The following is a 21,435-nucleotide window of genomic DNA, read 5'->3' on the forward strand; positions in this document are numbered from 1 at the left end:
ACGGGCGTGGTGTGGGTTGGATTGCATTATGCTCGCGCTTCGAACTAGGACTGATATGGCGAGCAATGGCGGATCGCTCACCCGAACTGAACAAAAGACTACACTTTGGTGCGGCGCACGTGCCGAAGACGCTAAGCTTTCCTTGTTCGGCATGAAGCTCTCAGGGGGCGGAGCGCATCAATCCAAGACGATGATGTTCCGCGAACTCGAAGCCCTGATCGGCACTGGCGCATCGACGCCGGAAGAGTTTCGATCGGCCGCTATCGATGAGAACGCAATCGGCAAGGCGACGAGCAACACAAGGCGGCTGACTTTTAGGCATTTGGCCTCGCTCTATGGGCTCGTTGATCAGCCGCCTTTGACGAAGGCGCTCATGAGGACGTGGAAAGGCGACATTCAGGGCCGCCGCTTGCGGGCATTGCTCGTTGCTTTGGCGCGTGACCCGCTGCTGCGGGAGACAGCACCTGTCGTCATGACAGGTTCCGTGGGGCAAAGCCTGCAACGGCCATTGTTTGAAGAGGCATTCGTCGCAGCCTTTCCCGAACGCTTCAGCGAAAAGATGCTGCGGTCTCTCGCTCAGAACTGTGCCTCGTCATGGACCCAGAGTGGGCATCTGAAGGGCGCTGTCAAGAAACTACGGCAGCGAGTGACGCCCACTCCAACGACAGTCGCTTTGGCCGCACTCATTGCGACTGCATCCGGCTTCGGCGGGCCGGCTATCCTGAGCTCCGGCTGGATGATGGTTCTGGACCTGTCGCCGGAACAAGCTCTTGACGCATTGCGGCGAGCCGAAGCTATCGGGCTAGCTCGCGTCCGCTCAGCCGGCGATGTGACCGAAATATCCGTCCGCCAGCCGATGGCGACCGCATTGGGGGTGCCGGAACTTGAATACGTTTGACGACATCCTCGCCGCCTACAGCAAGCAAGTCAGGCTACCTTGGGCCGAAGACGCGCCTCCCGCGGGCCGCGTCTGGATCGTCTGGTACGACAAGTCGCTCCAACGTCGTTTCACGGGTCGTCTTGCGGAGTTCGAGCATGCGACGCTCAAGGCCGGGCACGGTTGGCGACAAGTCTCCCTCTCGGGCTGGTTCGGTTCCTGGATTGGGCAGCACGAATTCTTCGATGCGCTGGTCGAGCAACCTGCTGAAATCCGAGGGCTCCTGCCTGAAATTGAGAACAGTCTCGTTAACGAACTGAAGGATGCCCTGCGCTCCTGCACCGCGAATGACATCCTGGCCGTGGACGGCTGCGGTGCGCTGTTCGGTGTCGCGCGGGTCTCGACTTTGATCAGCCGTGTCGCGGACTCCATCTCTGGGCGGCTTCTTGTCGGATTCCCCGGCAAACACTCCGCCGGCGTGTACCGTCTGCTCGATGCACGGGACGGATGGAATTATCACGCCATCCCGATCCCGGCTGACAACGCATTGTGAGGGGCGACGCCATGCTTAACCGTGAAACTTTCCATACCGATCCGGCAGAATACAGACTGGCCAATCAGGGTGTCGCCAAGATTTCGTTCCCGCCGGCTTCGGAAGCTCTGGAAACGCTGCGCGGAGAGCTCACTACCTTTGTATGCGACGGCGCTTATGCCAACGGCCTCGCTCGAATCCTGGAGGCATTCCTGGGGTCCGTTGGCCGAGGCGGCAGCGCGCCGGCGGTATGGATTTCCGGGTTCTATGGCTCCGGCAAGTCCCACCTTGCGAGCATGCTCGCCGCATTGTGGACGAACCTGGAGTTTCCCGACGGTGCCACGGCCGAAGGGCTGATCCATCATTTACCGCCAGAGGTGGCAGCACCGTTGAAAGAGTTGCGCATCGCGGCGAAGCGGGCGGGCGGTGTTGTGGCAGCGGGCGATACGCTCGGCACAGGTCCCTCGGATCCGGCCGAGGCCACGCTTGGCATCGTGCTGCGGGCAGTTGGGTTGCCAAGCGATCTTCGCGCGGCCCAGGTCGCGTTCTGGCTGGCCGATCTCGGCATACTGGACAGTGTTCGCAAGGCGCTGGGCAGCACGTTTGATACCGACATTCGCAACTTCATTCTGTCGCCCCGCTTCGGCGCCGCAGTGCTGAAAGAGAAACCGGATCTCGCGGGCTCGCCAAAGGACCTAAGCGGACTGCTCCGTTCGCAGTTCCCCGAGCCGCCAGCGGTCACCGTCGATCTCCTCGAAACGATGGTTCGGCAAGCCCTCATGCTGGGTCGAACCGAGTTGCCATTGACCTTGATCGTGCTCGACGAAGTGCAGCAATTCATCCGGCAAGACCCTGGTCTGACGCTGAAGATTCAGACGATAGCTGAACGGCTGGCCGGTCGGTTCGACGGCCGCGTGCTTCTCGTCGCGACCGGTCAACAGGCTCTGAGCGACGTTCAGGATTTGCAAAAGCTTCTCGACCGGTTCCCGGTGCAGATCGCGCTCGGCGAAGCGGATGTCGATGCGGTCATCCGAAAAACCGTCCTGCGAAAGAAAACGGGCGCCGAAAAGCCCATTCGCGGCATGCTGAACGCTAATGCGGGCGAGATCAGCCGGCACCTGCGCGGCAGCCGTCTGGCGCACACGGTGCAGGACGACGACGACGCAGTGCTCGACTGGCCGCTGCTTCCTTCTCGTCGTCGGGTCTGGGAGCGCATCCTGCGCGAACTCGACCGCACCGGTCTTGGCGGAACGCTGCGGGGGCAACTGCGGACCACGCTCGACGCGGCGCGCACCTATGGCGATAAGCCGCTCGGTCACGCGGTGCCGGTCGACTTCCTCTACGGACGGTTCTCGACCGAGGCGTACAACGCCGGGCTTTTGCCGGGCGAGACGCGGAATCGCATTGAATCCCTGCGCAGTGGACCGGACAAGGATCAGCTAAAGGCGCGCATCCTCATGCTGGTCTACATGCTCGGCCGCATCGCGCCGGAGGCGGACCACCATGGCGTCCGTGCGAAAGCGGAGACCATCGCCGACCTTCTGATCGTCGACCTCGCCGGAGAAGACGAACTGCGCCGCAAAGTGCCCGACTTGTTGCATGAACTTCAAGCCGACGGGGCGGTGATCGAGGTCGGCGGTGAATGGCGCTTGCAGACGAAAGAGAGCGCGGAATGGGAATCCGCGTATCGCAGCGAAGAGAAGGCCATTCTGGCCGATCAGTCGGGACTCACCCGGTCACGACGCGAGCTGCTCGAGGAGGCGATCGAGACCGCCTTGGCAGGCGCCGCTGGCGTGACGCACGGCTCCAGCCGTCAGCAACGGCGCATCCACCGACTGCGTCCCGACGACAAGGCTCCGGCAGATGGCATCCCATTGCGGCTGAGGAGCGGGTGGAACGAAGACCTGACGACGGTGGAGAAAGACATCGCGGCGGCATCGACATCGGATCCTTCCGTTCATCTGCTTATCCCGCGTCATCCGACACGCGACAACGAACTAACGACGGCGCTCACGACTTGGCGCGCCGCTGAGCACGTCCTGCAAGTGCGCGGGGTGCCGCAGACCGACGCTGGGCGCGAGGCCCAATCCGCCATGCAATCCCGTGCGAACAAGGCGCAGGCCGTCGCCAAGGAAATTGTCCGCGAAGCGGTGGCGCAGGCCCGTGTCTATCAGGCGGGCGGCAAGCTGATTGCCGGCGCGCCGGGCGAGGCGGTGAAGGAAGGGGCGACCAACGCGCTTGCCCGCCTTTACCCGCAGTTTGCCGACGGCGATCACCCCGGCTGGGACAAGGTGCGCGACCGGGCGATGCGCAAGGACCCGGACGCCATGAAGGCGGTGGATCACGCCGGCGCGCCGGAAAACCACCCCGTGTGCAAGGCGCTGCTGGCCGAGCTCGGCCCCGGCCGGAAAGGCTCGGACCTGCGCTCGAAGTTCACCAGCCCGCCCTATGGCTGGTCGCAGGACACCGTCGACGGTGCGCTCATCGTCCTGGCCAACGCGGGGCTGGTCCGCGTCACCGGTGACGATGGGAAGCCCGCTTCGCTTCCCGATCTGCCGCGCCAGAAGCTCGGCACCTGCACTTTCCGCGGCGAGACGACGATCATCACCATCGCGCAACGTATGCCGGTACGTGGCCTGCTGACCGACGCGGGCATCGCGTTCGAGAACAACCAGGAACACTTGGTGCTGACGGCGCTTCTCGAACGCCTCGAAACGGCCGCCCGACAGTCCGGTGGCGAGCCGCCCGCGCCGGAGCCGGAGACGGTGCCGAACATTGCCTCCTACAAGGGGCTCTCCGGCAATGACCTCCTTGCCGCCCTCGCGGCGGACGCGGCAACGTTGCGCGACAAGCTGAAGGCATGGAAGGCGGCCGCCCAGAAGATCGGCGACCGGTTGCCCAACTGGCGCCTGGCGGAACGTCTGGTCGCCCTGGGCGCCACGGAACAACAGGGTGATCTCGACGACCTGCGGGACGGACGGCGGTTGCTCGCGGACCCCGATCCGGTCCCGCCCCTGATCTCGGCGGCGGCGGAGACGTTGCGGGCGAAGCTCAACGCCGCCTATGCGGCCTGGGAGGCGGCATGGCAGAAAGGTGAGCAGCGGCTCGCCGACGACCCAACCTGGGCGAAGCTGTCGCCGGAACAGAAGCATAGCATCCGCCAGGAATGCGGGCTGCTGATGGTGACCAAGCCGACCGTAGACACGCCACGGGCGATCGCTGAGGCGCTGTCGCAGCGTGGACTGTCGGAATGGGAGAACATGGTGAAGGCGCTGCCGGCGCGCATCGAAGATGCGCTGGCCGCCGCCGCCGCGTTGCTGGAGCCCAAGGCGCGCGCCGTGAACCTGCCGGGCGCGCTACTGAAGAGCGAGGCGGAACTCGACGACTGGCTCGCCAGGGTCCGCGAGCGGATCGCCAAGGCGCTGGGCGACGGTCCCGTGATCCCGAAGGTGTGACGAGATGAGCGACCGCTACCTCCCCACCCCCCTCCGCCGCGCGCTGGAAAAGGCCGTGCGGCAGGCACGCGACGTAGCCGAGGAAGGTGCGCGCGATGCAATCCAGCGGCTAGGCGTCGCCGACGGCAAGGCGCCCCCCTACCTGAACGATGCGGAGAAGGATCTGCGTCGGCGGCTGCGAGCGCACGCCCGCGCTCTCGGCAATGGCTTTGACCGCGCGGCCGAAACACAAGAGACCAAGCGCCTGGTCGAGGCGACGGCCTATGCTCATTGGCACCGCATGCTGTTCGCGCGGTTCCTGGCCGAGCGGGACCTGCTGCGCCATCCCCAGCATGACGTCCCGGTGACCCTCGCGGATTGCCGCGAACTTGCCGAGGAAGAAGGGCTGCCCGATGGTTGGGCGGTGGCGGAACGCTATGCGGCCGCCATGCTGCCCGGCGTGTTCCGGCTGGACGACCCGGTGCTTGCTGTCGAGTTCGACCCGGTCCACACGCAGGCCCTCAATCGGCTGGTGACGGACCTCGATGCGTCCGTTTTTGAGGCTGAGGACAGCCTCGGCTGGACCTATCAGTTCTGGCGTGCGGCGGAGAAGGACACGGTCAACAAGTCGGGGGTGAAGATCGGGGCAGACGAGCTCCCGGCTGTCACGCAGCTCTTCACCGAGCCCTACATGGTGCGCTTCCTCCTGCACAACACACTAGGCGCCTGGTGGGCGGGCAAGGTGCTTGCGGCCGATCCGGCGCTTGCGCAGACCGCGGCCGACGAGATCGAACTGCGCGCGGCGTGTTCGCTGCCCGACTACAATTTCGAGATGCTGCGCTTCGTGCGTGAGGGCGACGATGGTCCTTGGCGGCCGGCGGCGGGCACCTACCCAGGCTGGCCGAAGGAGGCCAAGGCGATCACAATGCTCGACCCTTGCTGTGGGTCCGGGCATTTCCTGACCGAGGCGCTGGCGATCCTCGCGGCGCTCAGGCAGGCCGAGGAGCATCTGTCGCCCGCCGATGCCATCGCTACCGTGTTGCGCGACAATCTTCATGGGCTGGAGATCGACGGGCGGTGCGTGCAGATCGCGGCCTTCGCTGTGGCGCTTACAGCTTGGCGCATTGGCGGATGGCAGACTCTACCGTTGCCACACATTGCGTGGGTCGGGGCTCCGCCACCGCTGCCGAAGCGGGATTTCGTTGCGCTTGCAGACGGTGATGCGGAACTTGAATATGCTCTAGCGGCACTCCACGACCTATTCGCTCAAGCGCCGGTGCTCGGAACCCTCCTAGAGCCTGCCGGCGGCGATCTCTTTGAAGCAGAGAAGCTGCGGATGATAGAGCGGCTTCTCACACCGTTGCTGGCAAAGGCACGAAAAGCTGAGCCTGAGCAGGTTGAGGGCGTCGTTGCAGCTCGGGGTATGGCTGACGCCGCCGCGCTACTGCATCGTACATACGTTCTTCAGTCGACAAATGTCCCCTATCTTGGTCGCGGTAAACAGGACCAAGCGTTAGCGGACTACATCTCGCGCCGCTTCGAAGCGGCAAAAGCCGATTTGGCTTCGGCAATGATCGCTCGCATGCGAGGACTCGCGTCCAAAGGCGGAACGTACTGCGCGGTGACGCCACAAAGTTGGACGTTCCTAGGCAGTTATCAACTTTTCCGCATACAGATACTTGATCAACAAAAACTCGATTTCATGTGCGCTCTGGGATCGAAAGCGTTCGAGACGATTTCTGGCGAAGTCGTTAACACAGTTCTTGTATCAATTTCGAATCACAACCCCACATCTGATGCTGTTTTTATTGGAATTGACTGCAACAACGAGGAGAGCGCTACAGAAAAACAAATCAATCTGAAGCTCGGCCGAACATCCGAGCTCAAACAGTCCCAGCAAATCAAGAACCCAGATGCGAGAATTATCCTGGGAGAGTTCAATAGTGGCCGATTGTTAGAGACATTTGCGCAGAGTTACCAGGGAATAAAGACGGGAGATGATCCACGATATCGTCGCGTGTTTTGGGAGCCCCTTCTTCCATCTGACAAATGGCGCTTTATTCAGACAACTGTTGAAAGAACAAAATCGTTTGGCGGTCTCGACGGAGTAGTCGATCTCAGCAATGGCGGGCGCCATATAGCGCGATTGCAAGGATTGGGGGCTCACGGTCGCGCTGGATGCGTGGTGAGCCAAATGAGTAGCTTGCAAGCTTCGATTTATCTTGGCGAAGCTTTTGACAGCAATGTCTCAGCTCTCGTCGCAATTGACCCAAAACATGCAAGTGCGATTTGGGAGTTCTGCGCATCACCGGAGTACGAAAAGCTAGTGAGAAGAATAGAGCCCAGCATGAAAGCAAACAATGCTGTGCTAGCAAAAGTACCGTTTGATATAAAGCATTGGCAGAAGGTGGCCTCTGACCGCCATTCCAATGGGCTTCCCAAACCCATTTCAAACGATCCTACACAGTGGATCTTTCACGGGCATCCGAAGCCTGCAGAGCATGGCACAACGCTTCTTACTGCGCTCGCGCGTCTCGGCGGTTACCGCTGGCCCGCAGAAGCTGATCCCGACATGCGCCTATCCGACGAGGCGCGAGCGTGGATCGCGAAAGCTGCAGAACTCCCGGCTGGCGACAATGACGGCCTGCTTGGCGTCCCGGCCGTCGCCGGCGAGAAGCCGTTGGCAGACCGTCTGCGCGCCTATCTCGCCGCCGTATTCGGCACCGACTGGTCCGACGCTCTGGAGCGCCGCCTGGTCGCAGAAGGAGACGAGGTTTTGGACAAGAAGCAGGCCCGTGACGGCTCGCTCGAAGCCTGGCTGCGCGACCGCGCCTTCCGCCAACACTGTGCCCTGTTCGGCCAGCGCCCCTTCCTTTGGCACATCTGGGACGGGCTGAAGGACGGCTTTTCGGTCTTCGTCCACTACAACCGCTTCGACCAGGCCGCCCTGCGCAAGCTGACCTACACCATGCTCGGCGACTGGCTGGCACGCGCCCAGGCGGAGGGCAACCAGCTCCGCTACGAGAAGGGACGAGAGCTGCAACAGAAGCTGGAGAAGATTCTGGAGGGCGAGAAGCCCTACGACATCTTCGTGCGCTGGAAATCGCTCGCCCAGCAGCCGCTCGGCTGGGACCCCGACCTAGACGATGGTGTGCGCCAGAATATCCGCCCCTTCATCATCGCGGGCGTTTTGACCCATGACCTATCGAAGATCCTGAAGGACAAGGATCGCGGAAAGGATGTCCCCTCAGCCCCCTGGTACGACGTGTTCAACGGTGAGCGCCGCAACGACCATCACACCACACTGGCCGAGAAGCGCGCCGCGCGTGAGGCCGCAACGAAACGGGTGGAGGCGGCGAAATGAATCGGTGGGAGGGCTGGCCCCAAGACGAGGCGCTAAGAAACCTGCTGCTAGGGTACTTCCTGAACTTTGCCCGTTTGGAGTTCGCCATGAAGGCCGGAGGCTTCGGGGCGATCCAATACGGCGCCTATCAGCCATCCTGGCGCGCCTTCAAAGAGGCGATGAGAGGGCAGCCTCTTCCCGACGGTTTGAAGGCCGCGCACCAGTATCTATGGGACTCTCCGCCCAACAAGCAAACGGACCGGCACGAATGGAGGCCAATAGAGCCGCGGGACGATTGGGCATTCGTGATCGACTGTGTCAAGACCGTGCGAAACAACCTCTTCCATGGTGGAAAAATCCCGTTCCGCCCCAATCGCGATCCCGAGCTGATCTCCCAATGCGACCGCATCCTCTTGGCGCTGGTAGCGCATGGTCCTGAGGATGTCGCACGCCAGTTCGAGGTTGCCGCCGCATGACGACGCCTCTCGATGCCCTCGTCACCGCCTTGCATGACGCCGCGAGCTACAACGCGGCGGCCGAGGCGCCGCCGGAGGCGGTGGTGTGGTGCGACGCGAACCGGGAGTTCGAGCCACTTCTGCCCACGCTGCGAGAGCGGCTTCCGGAGCTGCTGACTTACGGCGAGTTCGATTCGGGGACACGGACGGGACCGGCGGTCTGGCTGCGAGCTGCCGTTGCCGGGGCCGTTCCCGCCGTCAATATTCCCGAGGGTACCACGGCGATTCTTTATCTGCCCGGCGTCGCCCGCGAGACGCTGAAGGGCGCCGACGACTGCCCGCCTCTCCTACAGCCGCTGGTCTGGTTCACGGTGGCAGGCACCGTGTTCGGGCATGTCAACGGCAAGGACTGGACTTTGCGTGGATTCCTCACCTCCGAACGTGGACCGCTGAAACTCAGCATTGCCGACGACAACGCGACCCGTGCAGCGCTCTCGCACGCGGCGCTGCGCTTTTGCACTCGCCCCGTCGAGGAGCTGCGCGGCCAACGCTGGAGCGCAGACCAGCTCAACGCCCTGCTTGCCCCTGACCTCGCCGCCGACATGCTCGACTGGATCGACGGCGCCTTCACCGAGATGGGCGATCCGGCGCGTTTCGCGGCCTTCGCCACCATTGCCGAAAAACAATTGAAGTTTGATCCGCGCAAGCTGTCCCCGCAAGATGCCGTGCGGCGTCTAGCCAAGCGCGCAGGGCGGTGGGCGGAGGTGTGGGCGCGCTTCGCCGCCTCTACCGGGTTCGAGAACGTCGTCACCTATCTCGGTCTCGAAGAGCCGGGAACGCTGTTCGACCGTTCTGAGAACCGGGATTCCTATCCGCGCCTGAATGCTCAGGACGAGAAGAAGCTGAGGGAAGCGCTTCTGTCGCTTGCCGACCTATCGCCAGAAGCCGCGAGGAAGCAGCTTGCCGGGCTCGACGAAGAACATGCCTGGCGGCGAGAGACGGTCTGGGCGCGGCGCGGCGAAGCGCCCCTGGCGCAGGCCCTCTCCTTCCTCGTGAAGGTCGCGGCAGCCAGGCCTCTGCCGGGCCATGAGGGCAACGCATTGGCCGAAGCCTATGTCGCGGCAGGCGCCGATGTGGATTGGGCCGCGATGCGCGCGCTCGCAGCGGCGCCGCGCGAGCTCGACCGTGAGGCCATAGCCGCCGCACTGCGTGCGGTCTATCTGCCCTGGATGGAACAGGGAGCAGTCGCGCTCCAGGAGCTGATCCGGGTCGGCAAAGTGAAGCTCGCCGCTCCGTCCGAGCCTGGTCCTGACGCCACTACGATCTTGTTCGTGGACGGTTTGCGCATGGACCTTGCCCGCGAGCTCGTCCGCCGCCTCGAAGCCGAGGGCGTGAAGGTTTCGCTGGGCTGGATGTGGTCCGGGTTTCCGACCGTGACCGCGACGTGCAAGCCGATGGTCTCACCAGTGGCGTCCCTGCTCAACGGTCCGCCTACCACATCCGACGTTCTGCCGCTCTCCCCGGAGGGCAAGCCGGCAACGAAACCCGTGCTCTTCAAGCTGATGGAAGCGGATGGCTGGGAGACAGGTAACGCCCTCCTTCCCGACGTGAAGCTCTGGGCGGAGACAGGGCGCTTCGACGAAGAAGGGCACGCGCTGGGTGCGCGCCTTGCCGAGCGGCTCTCGGCCGGCATCCGCGATGCGGCCGACCGCATCCTTCAGTTGGTGCGGTCCGGGCGGAGCCTTCGCATCGTCACCGACCATGGCTGGCTGCTGATGCCGGACGGATTACCCCACGCGGCACTTGATGTCGGTCTGGTGGAGCCCAACGGCAAGCGAACACGCTGCGCCTTGGTTAAAGCGAAGGCGCAAACGTCCTATCTCCAGGTTCCGTGGACCTGGAACCCCGAGGTCTCGGTAGCGACGGCGACAGGGGCGCGGTCCTTTTATGCGGGCTATGAGTACGCGCATGGCGGCGTCAGCCCGCAGGAATGCATCCTGCCCGTCCTGGAGGTGGCGAGCGATGGCGCAAAGCGGGCAGTCAATGTTGGGCAAACCAGATGGGAGGGACTGCGCCTGCGCGTCGAAGTCACCGGCGGTGCCGACCTCCGCATCGATCTGCGCCTCGGTTCGGAGACCAGCGGACCGAGCCTGATCAAGGGCGGCCGGGTCTTGGACGAGCGCGGCCGCACGTCCTTCCTGGTCAGCGACGAACACGAGCGTGAAGCCGCATGCCTTGTCGTGCTGGATGATGACGGTCGGGTATTGGCCCACCGTACACTGACGGTCGGGGAGGATTGACGTGATCGAACTCGACGACCTTGATCGCAAGGCGGCGGAAGCCTTCCCGGGCCACATCGTACGCAAGGATCTGGTGCGCCGTTTTCGCGGCCAGTTCCCCGTGCCGACCTATGTTGTCGAGTTCATGCTCGGCCGCTACTGCGCCAGCACCGTGCCCGAGGAGATCGAGGAAGGTCTCCAGATGGTGCAGTCGCAACTCTCCGACCGGACGGTGCGCGCGGGCGAAGAGGAGCTATTCAAGTCTAAGGCGCGCGACCGCGGCTCCGTCCGCATCATCGACATCATCACTGCCCGGCTCGACGCCAAGACCGACAGCTATCTGGCAACGCTGCCTAGCCTCCGCCTGAACGACGTGCGCATCTCGGACAAGATCGTCCTGGATCATGAGCGGATGCTGACGGGCGGCTTCTATGCCGAGATCGAACTCGGCTACGACGCGAGTATCGCGCAAGAGAAGGGCGGCAGGCCGTTTGAAGTCCTCAGCCTCCGTGAAATTCAGCTATCGACACGCGACATTCTGGAGAAGATCGCCGCTGGCCGCGGCCAACTGACCACACGCGAGTGGAAGGACTTCCTCCTGCGTAGCATCGGCCTAGAGCCCGCTGCTCTGAGCACCCGCGCCCAAGACGCGACGCTGCTCCGCATGATCCCGTTCGTGGAGCGGAACTACAATCTCATCGAACTCGGCCCGCGCGGCACAGGCAAGAGCCATCTCTTCCAACAGGTCTCTCCTTATGCGCACCTCGTTTCCGGCGGAAAGGCCACGGTCGCGCGCATGTTCGTTAACATGGCGAATGGGCAGCGCGGCCTTGTCTGCCAGTACGACGTCGTCTGCTTCGATGAGGTGTCGGGCATTTCCTTCGATCAGAAGGACGGCGTCAACATCATGAAGGGCTACATGGAGTCGGGCGAGTTTTCACGCGGCCGGGAGAGCATCCGCGCCGAAGGCAGTATCGTCATGGTCGGCAATTTCGATGTGGACGTGCAGCACCAGCAGCGGGTGGGGCACCTGTTCGGACCTATGCCGCCGGAGATGCGGAACGACACGGCCTTCATGGACCGCATCCACTGCTACCTGCCGGGATGGGACGTGCCCAAGATAAGCAAGGAGCTGTTCACCGACCGCTTCGGCCTCGTCAGCGATGTTCTCGCGGAGTGCTTCTCGGGCCTTCGCTCGCAAAGCCGCGTCAACGTGCTCCAGGGGCGCGTGCATTTCGGCGGCGCCCTTTCCGGCCGCGATCAGAATGCGGTCAATAAGACCGTCTCCGGCCTGTTGAAGCTTCTCTATCCCGATCCGACCGTCGCCGTGCCGGACGACGATTTGGAATGGGCAGTACGTCTCGCCCTGGAAGTTCGCCGTCGCGTGAAGGAGCAGCAGAAGCGCATCGGCTCGGCCGAGTTTCGCAACACGCAATTCAGCTACGTGATCGGCTTGGACGGGGTGGAGAAGTTCGTCTCGACTCCGGAGTTGCAGAGTGAGGACAGCATCGGCTCCGACCCTCTACCTGCCGGCCAGGTCTGGGCGATCAGCCCGGGCGGCCAGGATGAAAGTACGGGATTGTTCCGTATCGAAGTGACCGAAAGCCCCGGCGGTGGCGTTCGCATCCTGAACCAGTCTCCCCCCGGCCCGTTCCGGGAAAGCGCGCGCATCGCGGAGCAGAACCTCTATGCAAGGTCACGGGAACTCGTCGGCGAGCGCAATCCACGCGAGCACGAATTTGCTCTCCAGCTTCGATCCTTCGACGCCGCGAAGAGCGGCGAGCAACTTGGCGTCGGCGTCCTCGTCGGGCTTTGCTCCGCCTTGCTCGGCAAGCCCTTGAAGGGTGGCTTGGTCATCGCCGGCGGAATTACCCTGGGCGGCTCTATCGAACCGATCCACAACCCGATCGACGTAATCGAGCTCGCAATGGAGAAAGGCGCCAACGCCGTCCTCGTGCCCGTATCCAGTCGCAGGGCCTTGATCGACTTGTCGGACGATGTAGCCACCAAGGTTCAAGTTCTCTTCTACGCCGACGCGCCGGATGCCCTGCGCAAAGCACTGCATGACTGATATCTTCGCAGGTTGTAGTGCAATCGGTTTGACTAAACGCGGCTGTTTATGACCCGCTCAATTTGGAAGGCGGAAGCCGATATCTGCGCGAATCCAGGAGCGACCCCAAAGATCATGGCCGTGGTGTTTGCATAGTCGCGACTGAGCGCCTCGACCATTCCGTTGATAGGTGCGATAGCGAATGAGCCCGGGGTGGCGGAGGCCAGATCATAGTCGGGGCGGTCGAAGAACATGCGCGCGTGGCGCACGCAGTCTGCGCCAAGATCGCGATCTGCAAGCGCCGCTTTTCCGACCTCCGAGCCAAGCAGGCAGTGGAGGTCGTAATAGTGTCGCGACACGCGCTGGCCTTCCTGCCGGAGAACACCGCGCCGTTCGTACCAGCGGCGCAAGCCATGGGCAATCACCACCTTGTCCCAGAAGGTGCGGGTGGCTTCGATCGTGGTGACGCCGGCGACGGTTAGGTCGAGTCCATCAGCCTCCTCGCTGACATAGGGTCGAATCGTAGTGGGACGGTTGGGATCGAGCGCTGACTTTGCGCCGGATTCGATGCGCACGGCCGGTCGCACATAGGTGCCGTCGCGCGGCTCGACTTCGGGATACCAGACGAGCAATGTCTGTCCGTCTGGATCGGCTTCGTCGATCTCGACGCGCCCGGCGCCATTGGTTGCCTCGGCGAGCCGCGCGCTAAGAAGTTCGTGGAGCGGGCCTGTGATATAGGCACGGCACGCGTCCCGGATAGCATCGAGCCTGGCGCGACGTTTCTTGTTCGACAGAGCCTCCAGTTCCTCGACCGAAGCGGCCTCATTGAGGTCGTCGCGGAAGACGGTGACGTGTAGAGTAGGTGGCGAGCGCGGTGCCGTCTCGCGACGGTCCGTTTCTCACCACCCCTCGCAGAACCGGACATGCACCTTTCGTTATGCATCCGGCTCGCCAGAAGACATGGCGAAGTGTGGCGTTCCCATCCACGCAAGGCGGAACCGACTGACAGGTGTCCATGCGAGCATATATTGCTCGACAGGCCCATCGCGCCACAGCCGAACGGTTGGGCGGCGACGGCTGCGTTGTCGGCCTTTTGCAATTTCACCTGCGTTGGCGTGTGGACGAAGTTTCCGCTGCCACCGCCAGAGGCGATCGCCGGTGTACCAGTCGAGACCGGTAAACACCTTGCTCGCCCCGAAGCAGAAACGGAAGTAATTCGCCCATCCGCGCAGGACGGGGTTGAGTTCCTGAAGCTTGCTGCCAAGGGTGCCGAAGGTGCAGTTGCGCCCCGTGCGTTCCTTGACCTTGCGACGAAGGTCGCTGGACTTGGCTTTTGGTATCAGCACGCGTGCGCAGTAACCGTAGCGTTTGTCCCACTGCACGACAAAACGGAACCCGAGGAATTCGAATCCCTCCGTCATCGCAGTGACCTTCGTCTTTTCCGGTGACAACTCAAGGCCTGTTACCTCGTGAAGGTATTGCGCCAGCGCGGATTTCTCCGCGAGAGCATCTTCCTCCGATCCCGAGATCAGCACCACAAAGTCGTCCGCGTAGCGTATGGGAAAACAGACACAGCGTCCTGCTTTGCGGTCCCACAAACGTCTACCCGATGCCGCCGCGAGTATTGATTGTCTGGTCGACGGTTTACCCTTCGGATCCGGATACACCCACCGCTGATATCTCTCCTCGATCGCGCTGAGCGCAATGTTGGCGAGCAACGGCGAGATGATTCCACCCTGCGGGGTGCCGGCTTGCGTGCGGAAGAACTGCTCTTCTGCCAGCACGCCGGCTTTCAAGAATTGCCCGACCAACCCGACCACCTGCCGGTCAGCCACGCGCTTGCGCAGCCTTTCCATCAGATAGTGATGATTGATATTATCGAAGCAGCCCTTGATGTCGCCTTCGATCACCCACGGATATGGCATCCCGTGCCGCCGGCTATCCCTGCCGCGTTTGTGCGGTTGGGCTGCCCTGCGGATGTGCTCCAAAGCGCCGTGCGTGCTCCGTCCGGGCCTAAACCCATAGGAGACATGCCAGAACTGCGCCTCGAAGATTGGCTCCAGAAGTATCTTGACCGCGCTCTGAACCACGCGGTCCTTGACCGTGGGAATGCCCAAGGGCCGGAACTGCCCCGGTTTACCGGCTTTGGGGATGAGCTTGCGTTTCGCCGGGCTGGGCCGATATGCGCCGGAGCGCAGTTCAGTCCGAAGTCCATTGAGAAAGCCCTGCTCTCCCTTCTTCCGGATGCGTCCTACGGTCATCCCGTCGATGCCAGCAGTGCGGCCGCCCTTATTGGACGACACGCGATGCCAAGCGCAGCGCAACATGCGCGGGTCTGTCAACCAGCCCCACATGTCCCGCCATTGATCGCCGGGATTTGCCTTACTCCACTGATATAGTCGGCGCTGCACGTCGAGTACCCAAGCCTCATCAGCTCGATGATCTGTGTCCACAAATCGCTTCCCCGTCATGCCAACCAATCGTCTTCCTGCCTCCCTTCGCCATGTGTCCGGCTTTCCCGGACTCCGACTACTACGAAGGCTCCGCCCCTGAACGCGCCCGTCTCCGGTCGTCGCGGCTAGCCCGGTTCCTGCCGGGCAGACGGTTCAGGTTCCCGTGTTCCGATTTCCAACCTTTGTGTCTGCAGGTGGTGCGCTATACCCCTGGCGATACGGAGAACGGTCTCAAAGAAGCTCGCCCGTTCCGAGTGCGTATTTCCGCACTCCTCAGCAGGGAACATTGAGCCCTGCCATGTCTGATCGCATGTTTGTCGCCCCCGCCATCACGGTTGGGAGACTTCTCGGATATTACAGAGGCTTCCACCACGCACTTCGTTGTCTCACCATGGACACTGCGGTAGCCCGACCCGGTAGTGATGGTTCCCGTCCGGTACAGTTCAGACCGATCTGCTTATGACACCGGATCGGCGACACCCGACCCAGCTTTTCGGTCCCCTTCCTCTCGTTGCTTCTACGAGAGGGACGGCATTCCAGCCGTCGGTCGAAAATCAGCAAAGCTGAGAGGGTTTTGATTATGTCATTTCACCCTCCCGCGCCGTCACGGCGCACCGATGTCCTCGGAAAAGCGCTCGATCAGGCCATAGGCTTTCGACAGCGATGTGCCGCCCTTGAATAGGAGGCGAGGTCCCCCAGCAGGTCGCTCGTGATAGAGCGCATTCAGCGTCCAGCAGACCCAGAAATCCTTCTCCACATTGCCGACCGGCGTGCCGAGCCGATTGGCGGTGGTGAGAAACAGATCGAGCCGGTCACCCGGCGACGCGGCGATGACCTGCCTGTACGCGGCGTCGGTCATGGCTGGCCCTCGTCCGCATCGGTTGCGCTGAGCAGGCCTCGCAGGAACTCCTGCATCCAGATCGGCAGCGCCGATAGTCCGGCGCGCAGATCGTCGCGGATAGGCTGCCCGTGCTTCGGGTCGGCAAAAAGGCGGCGCAGCGCGGTCCGGACGCGGGCGCGCTCGTCGTCCTGCGCAAGCATGTCCTGCATCCAGTGCAGTGCCTGGACAACGCGCATGGCCGGCCGGCCTGCCCAATAGAGGCGGCTGGGTGCGGCGAACTTGAAATGAATTTCCTGCTTGCCGAGCTTGATCGGCTTCAGGCGTGCATCAACCAACACCTCGATGCGCGCGGGCACGGCGGTGGTGAGGCCGAGATCGTTGGCGGCGGTCATGCCGTCCACCACGGCGCGCGCCTGGTCGCGGCGGGTGACGGCGCGGATGACGGCGCGATAATCGGGCACGGCGGGGCGGCCAGTCAGCTCATTCTTGCGGGGCTGATCGTAGAGACCGCGGTCGATCCGACGCAGATCGCCTGCGGCGGCGAGGCGTTGCAGGGTCTTGTCGACTGCGGCGCGGCTGCCAAGGTCGGCAAAATCGCCGGGCGTCCAGACCTCGTTCGGGCTGGAGGCGATCCGGGCGAGCAGCCGGGAGCGAAGGTCGGTATCATGCGCTAAGGTCGTCATGTCCGAAATATGATACATTTTTCGGACAAAGGCAAGATCGTGTCCGAAAAGTGCTACATTCTTCGGACAAACAGGGCTTGCTTTGGTGTCCGAAGTTTGCCGCAAACTTCGGACACTCATGCCCCGGTCGCCTCCAGCGTCTGCTTCTGCTGGGACCGATCACGCCGTCCGGAGCGAGAACGCGATGGCGTCGCCCGCCCATCGAGCAGGTCGGCCATTTCGTCGGCCACCCGGTCAGCCGTCATCCTGAGCGCTTCGTCGATGTGGACATAGCGCTGTGTGACGCCCCTGGCGGAATGGCCGAGCAGCGCCGCGATCGTCAGCTCGGAGAAGCCGAGATCGCCCGCGAGGCTCGCAAAGGTGTGGCGCAACGTGTGCGGGGTGATGTCCGCCAGCCCGGCCTTCTGACAGACGCGATCGAGAACACGCACCACGCCGATGAAATGCCCTTCGCCCCAATCGGCCGGAAAGAAGAAGGGGGACTTGGTTTTGGGCTGATCGAGAAGCAGATCGATGGCGGCCTGGCCGATCACACGAATCTGCGCGCCGCTTTTGGTATCCGGAAAGCGGATGGCGCATTCCTCTTCGTCCAGCCAGGTGCGCTGCAGCCCGAGCGCTTCCATGCGCCGAAAGCCGGCCAGGAGGAGGAAGCGAATGGCGGCGAGCCCCGTCGGATGCTCGCCCTCCTCCGCGGCCGCCCGCAGCGTCTTGCCCAGCCGTTCGATCTCGCTCCGGCTGAGCCGGCGCTCGCGCGGTGCGCTGGCGAGCCTGCGCACACCCTTCGCGGGATTGGCTTCGATCTTCCCGAGGCGAACCGCATGCTCAAAAATGGAATGCAGCGTCGACATGGTCCTCGCGGCCACGCCTTCGCCGCCGGTGGTGGCGCCGCCGCGGCTGCCCGCGCGAGGCTTCGAGGTCTTGCCGGCCGCAATGTCCGCCTGCGCACCTTCGACATCGCCAAGCTTGAGGGATGCGACCTGGCGGCGACCGAGGAGCGGCTTGATGTGCGCCTCGATGCGGCTGCGGTCCATCGCCAGCGTGGACGGCTTGATCGGCCGCCGACGGCGGCCGAGGATCCGCCCGGCTTCCGCCTCGGCCAGATACCAGTCGCAGACTTCGGCGACGGTGAGCAGGCCCGCTGCCTTGGCTTCCTCGGCGACCGGATCGACACCCTTGGAAACCGCCACCAGCTTCTCATGGGCGAGCTTGCGAGCTTCTTCGACCGTCATCAGCCCATAGCGCCCGATGACGGCTCTCCGGTTCCTCCCTTCCGGGGTGCGATACTGGATGACGAAGCTCTTGAGACCCGACGGCATGACCTGCACGCCGAACCCGCGCAGCTCGCGATCCCACACGAAATGCTCCCGAACCTTGACCCCATCTCTGGAAGGTTTCGGAGCCTTGAGCGCATCCACGATCCGCTTCGTGATCTTTTCTTTCGCCATATCAACGCCTTGTCGAGTATTTGCTTAGAATCACCCTACCATACCCTCTATCGAAGCCGATTCCAAGCATTTCGAAGCAAGTCGGTGGTCACCTCCCGGATAGGTTCGGCGGAATCGAAGCTTGATAACTGTTTGATTTATCGTGCAGAATAGCGTCATAGCGTGAAGGCGGACAAGATGGCGAAAGCGTGTCGGGCACCTTGCCAAGGTTGGGGTCGAGGGTTCGAATCCCTTCGCCCGCTCCAATTCCGCTCGGTTTCGGGCGTCTCCGCCGATATTTTTTCAGGACGAGTAGGATGTTGCCGGTGGTATTGCGCCGTTTGGGCATCGATCCCGTCGCCTCCGAGCCGGTCGCCGGACGCTTCAAGACCGCGCCGCTGTTCGTCCCGCTCTATCGCAGCAACACGTCGATCCGCCTCAACGCGCGGCCGCCGCACCATGCGCTGGCCCGCCGCCAGCTCGGCCGCCTGGTCGAGCCGCGCCGCCGCGTCTCCTGACGACGGGCACGTCCGGCGGACGAGCGGAAGGACGGACGCTCGGCGTCAGTCAGTGCCCCGCCGCCCCGGCGCCGCGCGAGCGCCCATCCGCCACCCCGACGAGACCGTCCGGCGTCGCCGCGATCGTGTGGGCGGAGCCCGACACCGGCCCGACACGCACCGGATGCCCCATGGCGGCGAGCGCCCGCACCGTCGCGTCCGGCAGCGTCGGCTCCACCAGCACCTCGTCGGGCCGCCACTGATGATGGACGCGCGGCGCCGCCACGGCGTCCGCCGGCGACAGCCCGAAGTCGAGGCGGCCGAGCACCACCTGGAGCACCGCCGAGATGATTCGGCTGCCGCCCGGCGCCCCGGTGACCAGCACGGGCCGGCCGTCCTTCAGCACGATGGTCGGCGTCATCGACGACAGCGGCCGCTTGCCGGGCCCCGGTGCGTTGGCGGCGCCGCCGATCAGCCCGAAGGCGTTGGGCGCGCCCGGCTTCGCCGAGAAGTCGTCGAGCGTGTTGTTGAGCAGCACGCCGGTGCCCTCCGCCACCAGCCCGACGCCCCAGTTGAAGTTGAGCGAGGTGGTCAGCGCCACGGCGTTGCCGTCGCGGTCGACCACCGAGAGGTGGGTGGTGTCGGGGCCGCCCGCCCCGAGCGCCGGGCTGTCCGGGCGAATCGCCGCCGCCGGGGTCGCCCGCGCCGGGTCGATGCCGGCCCGCAGCATCGCGGCGTAGTCCTTGGCGAGCAGGCGCGCGAGCGGCACGTCGACGGTGTCGGGATCGCCGAGGAAGACGGCGCGATCCGCATAGGCGCGCTTCATCGCCTCGATGGCGAGGTGCAGCGCCGCCGGCGAGCCCGCCCCGAGCGCCGCGAGGTCGTAGCCCTCCAGGATGTTCAGCATCTGCACGAGATGCACGCCGCCCGACGAGGGCGGCGGCATGACCACGAGATCGTGGCCCTGGTAGGTGCCGCGCAGCGCCGGCCGCTCCACCGCCCGGTAACGGGCGAGGTCGTCGCGGGCGAGGACGCCGCCGGCCGCCCGCACGGCGGCGACGATACGCTCCGCCACCAGCCCCTCGTAGAAGGCCGCCGGGCCGCCGGCCGCGATCGCCGCCAACGTGTCGGCGAGATCGACCTGGACCAGCCGGGCGCCCGCCGCCGGCGGCCGGCCGTCTCCCCCGAGGAAGATCCGCGCCGACGACGGCCAGCGGGCGAGCCGCGGCGCCCCGAGCAGCAGCGAATCGAGGAGATCGTCCTGCACCGGCACGCCGTCGCGGGCGAGCCGGATCGCCGGCGCGATCAGGTCGGCGAGCGACAGTCGGCCGGAGCCGTGGCGCGCGTGCGCCAGCGCCAGGCCGGCGACGCTGCCCGGCACCCCGATGGCGCGGGCGCTGAAGCGCGACGCCTGCGGGTCGGCCCGCCCCTCGGCATCGAGGAACATGTCGGCGGTGGCGGCGGCCGGCGCCGCCTCGCGGAAGTCGATGGTCACCGCCTCGCCGCCGGCCCGGTGCAGCACCAGGAAGCCGCCCCCGCCGAGATTGCCGGCCCGCGGCAGGGTGACGGCGAGCGCGAAGGCGGTCGCCACCGCGGCATCGACCGCATTGCCGCCCTGCGCCAGCACGGCGGCGCCGATGCGGCTCGCCTCCGCCTCCTGGCTCGCCACCATGCCGTGGCGGGCCGTCACCGCCTCGACCCGCACGGCCCCGGCATGAACGCTCGGCGCCGTCGCCGCGTCGCGGACGGATGGCTGAGCCGGCACGGCGACCGGGACGAGAGCGAGCAGAAGGGCGGCAGCGGCGCCGAGCGCAGGAAGACGCATGACTGATCTTTCGGGAGGCGGGCGCGGCGCGCTCAGCGAGCCTGCGCGTGGTACTCGGGATTCGGCCGCATGTCGGTCGCCGACGCCAGCCGGTTGGTCATGTTGAAGAACGCCGCGACGGCCGCGATGTCCCAGATGTCGCGATCGGAGAAGCCGACGGCCCGCAGCCCGGCGCGATCCTCGTCCGCCACGGTCCACGGCGATTCGGTCAGCTTCACGGCGAAGTCCAGCATGGCGCGCTGGCGCGGCGACAGCCGGGCGGCGCGGTAATTGGTCACCATCTGCTCGCCCAGCACCGGGTCGCCCGACAGCGCCCGCACCGCCGCCCCGTGGGCGACCAGGCAGTAGTAGCAGCGATTGTGAGACGACACCGCGACCGCGATCATCTCGCGCTCGAGCTTGGTCAGGCCCGACGCCGCCAGCATCAGGTCGTTGTAGACCGCCACGAAGGCTTCGAGCTTGGCCATGTCGAACGCATAGGCGCGCAGCACATTGGGGACGAAGCCGAGCTTCTCGTCGCATTTTGCGAAATACGCTGCCATGGCATCGCTCAGCGGCGCGGCCGGCAGAGCGAGCGCGATCACCGGGTCATCGTCGCGGCGTGCGGTCTCGTCCATAAAACTCTCCTGTCGTCTGTCGACGGCGCCGGCGGCCGCCTCGATGCGGCGCACGACCCTCGCGGTGGTTGCATAGCCGCCATCACCCGGTCCGTCCGCTGCGCGCCACGATTGCGTGCGCTAGA

General features: G+C 64.5%; 14 protein-coding genes and 1 pseudogene. 8 read left to right on the forward strand and 7 right to left on the reverse strand.

Annotated elements, in window-relative coordinates:
• The first annotated feature begins 55 nt into the window (after positions 1-55).
• From ACFQUV_RS10525 to brxL, 7 genes are read left to right on the forward strand one after another with little or no spacing between them, the layout of a single operon-like run.
• On the forward strand, positions 56-898 hold the full coding sequence (locus tag ACFQUV_RS10525; RefSeq protein WP_129609359.1) for a hypothetical protein: 843 nt from the start codon (positions 56-58) through the stop codon (positions 896-898).
• On the forward strand, positions 885-1,430 hold the full coding sequence (locus tag ACFQUV_RS10530) for a DUF1788 domain-containing protein (RefSeq protein ID WP_107394297.1): 546 nt from the start codon (positions 885-887) through the stop codon (positions 1,428-1,430). The genes ACFQUV_RS10525 and ACFQUV_RS10530 overlap by 14 nt, the downstream gene beginning before the upstream one ends.
• 11 nt (positions 1,431-1,441) lie before the next feature.
• Positions 1,442-4,864: a BREX system P-loop protein BrxC gene (brxC, locus tag ACFQUV_RS10535; RefSeq protein WP_107394298.1), complete on the forward strand. Its 3,423-nt coding sequence runs from the start codon at positions 1,442-1,444 to the stop codon at positions 4,862-4,864.
• 4 nt (positions 4,865-4,868) lie between these two features.
• Positions 4,869-8,207, forward strand: a complete 3,339-nt coding sequence (locus ACFQUV_RS10540) for a restriction endonuclease subunit M (RefSeq protein WP_107394299.1) — start codon at positions 4,869-4,871, stop codon at positions 8,205-8,207.
• Positions 8,204-8,662, forward strand: a complete 459-nt coding sequence (locus tag ACFQUV_RS10545; protein WP_107394300.1) for a hypothetical protein — start codon at positions 8,204-8,206, stop codon at positions 8,660-8,662. Before ACFQUV_RS10540 ends, ACFQUV_RS10545 begins: the two co-directional genes overlap by 4 nt.
• Positions 8,659-10,941 carry a BREX-1 system phosphatase PglZ type B gene (gene pglZ / locus ACFQUV_RS10550; protein WP_129609358.1) on the forward strand — a complete coding sequence of 761 codons (2,283 nt, stop codon included), beginning with the start codon at positions 8,659-8,661 and terminating at the stop codon, positions 10,939-10,941. Before ACFQUV_RS10545 ends, pglZ begins: the two co-directional genes overlap by 4 nt.
• Before the next feature lies 1 nt (position 10,942).
• Entirely contained in the window at positions 10,943-12,991 is a 2,049-nt protein-coding gene (gene brxL, locus ACFQUV_RS10555) for a protease Lon-related BREX system protein BrxL (RefSeq protein WP_207211485.1), read from the forward strand.
• A 32-nt stretch (positions 12,992-13,023) separates the two neighbouring features.
• On the opposite strand, the gene ACFQUV_RS10560 is transcribed toward brxL, so the two are convergent.
• The 5 genes and pseudogenes from ACFQUV_RS10560 to ACFQUV_RS10580 form a co-directional block, all read right to left on the reverse strand.
• A complete protein-coding gene (locus tag ACFQUV_RS10560) occupies positions 13,024-13,773 on the reverse strand; it encodes a nucleotidyl transferase AbiEii/AbiGii toxin family protein (RefSeq protein WP_129609357.1) in 750 nt (249 codons plus the stop codon).
• Positions 13,774-13,905: 132 nt separating this feature from the next.
• On the reverse strand, positions 13,906-15,441 hold the full coding sequence (gene ltrA, locus ACFQUV_RS10565) for a group II intron reverse transcriptase/maturase (protein ID WP_244601599.1): 1,536 nt from the start codon (positions 15,439-15,441) through the stop codon (positions 13,906-13,908).
• 598 nt (positions 15,442-16,039) lie between these two features.
• Positions 16,040-16,282: pseudogene (locus tag ACFQUV_RS10570) on the reverse strand (nucleotidyl transferase AbiEii/AbiGii toxin family protein); the annotation flags it as partial.
• Positions 16,279-17,067 (reverse strand): DUF6088 family protein, encoded by a 789-nt coding sequence (locus ACFQUV_RS10575; RefSeq protein ID WP_378394775.1) that lies wholly within the window; start codon positions 17,065-17,067, stop codon positions 16,279-16,281. The gene ACFQUV_RS10575 and the pseudogene ACFQUV_RS10570, both read right to left, overlap by 4 nt.
• Complete coding sequence (locus tag ACFQUV_RS10580; protein ID WP_129609356.1) at positions 17,064-18,392, reverse strand: site-specific integrase; 1,329 nt, start codon at positions 18,390-18,392, stop codon at positions 17,064-17,066. Before ACFQUV_RS10580 ends, ACFQUV_RS10575 begins: the two co-directional genes overlap by 4 nt.
• Before the next feature lie 305 nt (positions 18,393-18,697).
• On the opposite strand from ACFQUV_RS10580, the gene ACFQUV_RS10585 reads away from it, so the two are divergent.
• On the forward strand, positions 18,698-18,889 hold the full coding sequence (locus tag ACFQUV_RS10585; RefSeq protein ID WP_129609355.1) for a hypothetical protein: 192 nt from the start codon (positions 18,698-18,700) through the stop codon (positions 18,887-18,889).
• A 49-nt stretch (positions 18,890-18,938) separates the two neighbouring features.
• Here the strand turns inward: ACFQUV_RS10585 and ggt are convergent, their stop codons facing one another.
• Both ggt and ACFQUV_RS10595 read right to left on the reverse strand, forming a co-directional pair.
• Positions 18,939-20,693, reverse strand: a complete 1,755-nt coding sequence (ggt, locus tag ACFQUV_RS10590; protein ID WP_129609354.1) for a gamma-glutamyltransferase — start codon at positions 20,691-20,693, stop codon at positions 18,939-18,941.
• 32 nt (positions 20,694-20,725) lie between these two features.
• On the reverse strand, positions 20,726-21,310 hold the full coding sequence (locus tag ACFQUV_RS10595; RefSeq protein WP_129609353.1) for a peroxidase-related enzyme: 585 nt from the start codon (positions 21,308-21,310) through the stop codon (positions 20,726-20,728).
• Between the last annotated feature and the right edge of the window lie 125 nt (positions 21,311-21,435).

Source organism: Rhodoplanes sp. P11 (assembly GCF_964266735.1).
Lineage (GTDB): Bacteria > Pseudomonadota > Alphaproteobacteria > Rhizobiales > Xanthobacteraceae > Rhodoplanes > Rhodoplanes serenus.

Excerpts from the sequence above, each read along its gene's own strand:
- ACFQUV_RS10525 (WP_129609359.1), top strand. The coding sequence starts at position 56 with ATGGCGAGCAATGGCGGATCGCTCACCCGAACTGAACAAAAGACTACA.
- brxC (WP_107394298.1), top strand. The coding sequence starts at position 1,442 with ATGCTTAACCGTGAAACTTTCCATACCGATCCGGCAGAATACAGACTG.
- ACFQUV_RS10540 (WP_107394299.1), top strand. The coding sequence starts at position 4,869 with ATGAGCGACCGCTACCTCCCCACCCCCCTCCGCCGCGCGCTGGAAAAG.
- ACFQUV_RS10545 (WP_107394300.1), top strand. The coding sequence starts at position 8,204 with ATGAATCGGTGGGAGGGCTGGCCCCAAGACGAGGCGCTAAGAAACCTG.
- pglZ (WP_129609358.1), top strand. The coding sequence starts at position 8,659 with ATGACGACGCCTCTCGATGCCCTCGTCACCGCCTTGCATGACGCCGCG.
- ltrA (WP_244601599.1), bottom strand. The coding sequence starts at position 15,441 with ATGACGGGGAAGCGATTTGTGGACACAGATCATCGAGCTGATGAGGCT.
- ACFQUV_RS10575 (WP_378394775.1), bottom strand. The coding sequence starts at position 17,067 with ATGAGTGTCCGAAGTTTGCGGCAAACTTCGGACACCAAAGCAAGCCCT.
- ACFQUV_RS10580 (WP_129609356.1), bottom strand. The coding sequence starts at position 18,392 with ATGGCGAAAGAAAAGATCACGAAGCGGATCGTGGATGCGCTCAAGGCT.
- ggt (WP_129609354.1), bottom strand. The coding sequence starts at position 20,693 with ATGCGTCTTCCTGCGCTCGGCGCCGCTGCCGCCCTTCTGCTCGCTCTC.
- ACFQUV_RS10595 (WP_129609353.1), bottom strand. The coding sequence starts at position 21,310 with ATGGACGAGACCGCACGCCGCGACGATGACCCGGTGATCGCGCTCGCT.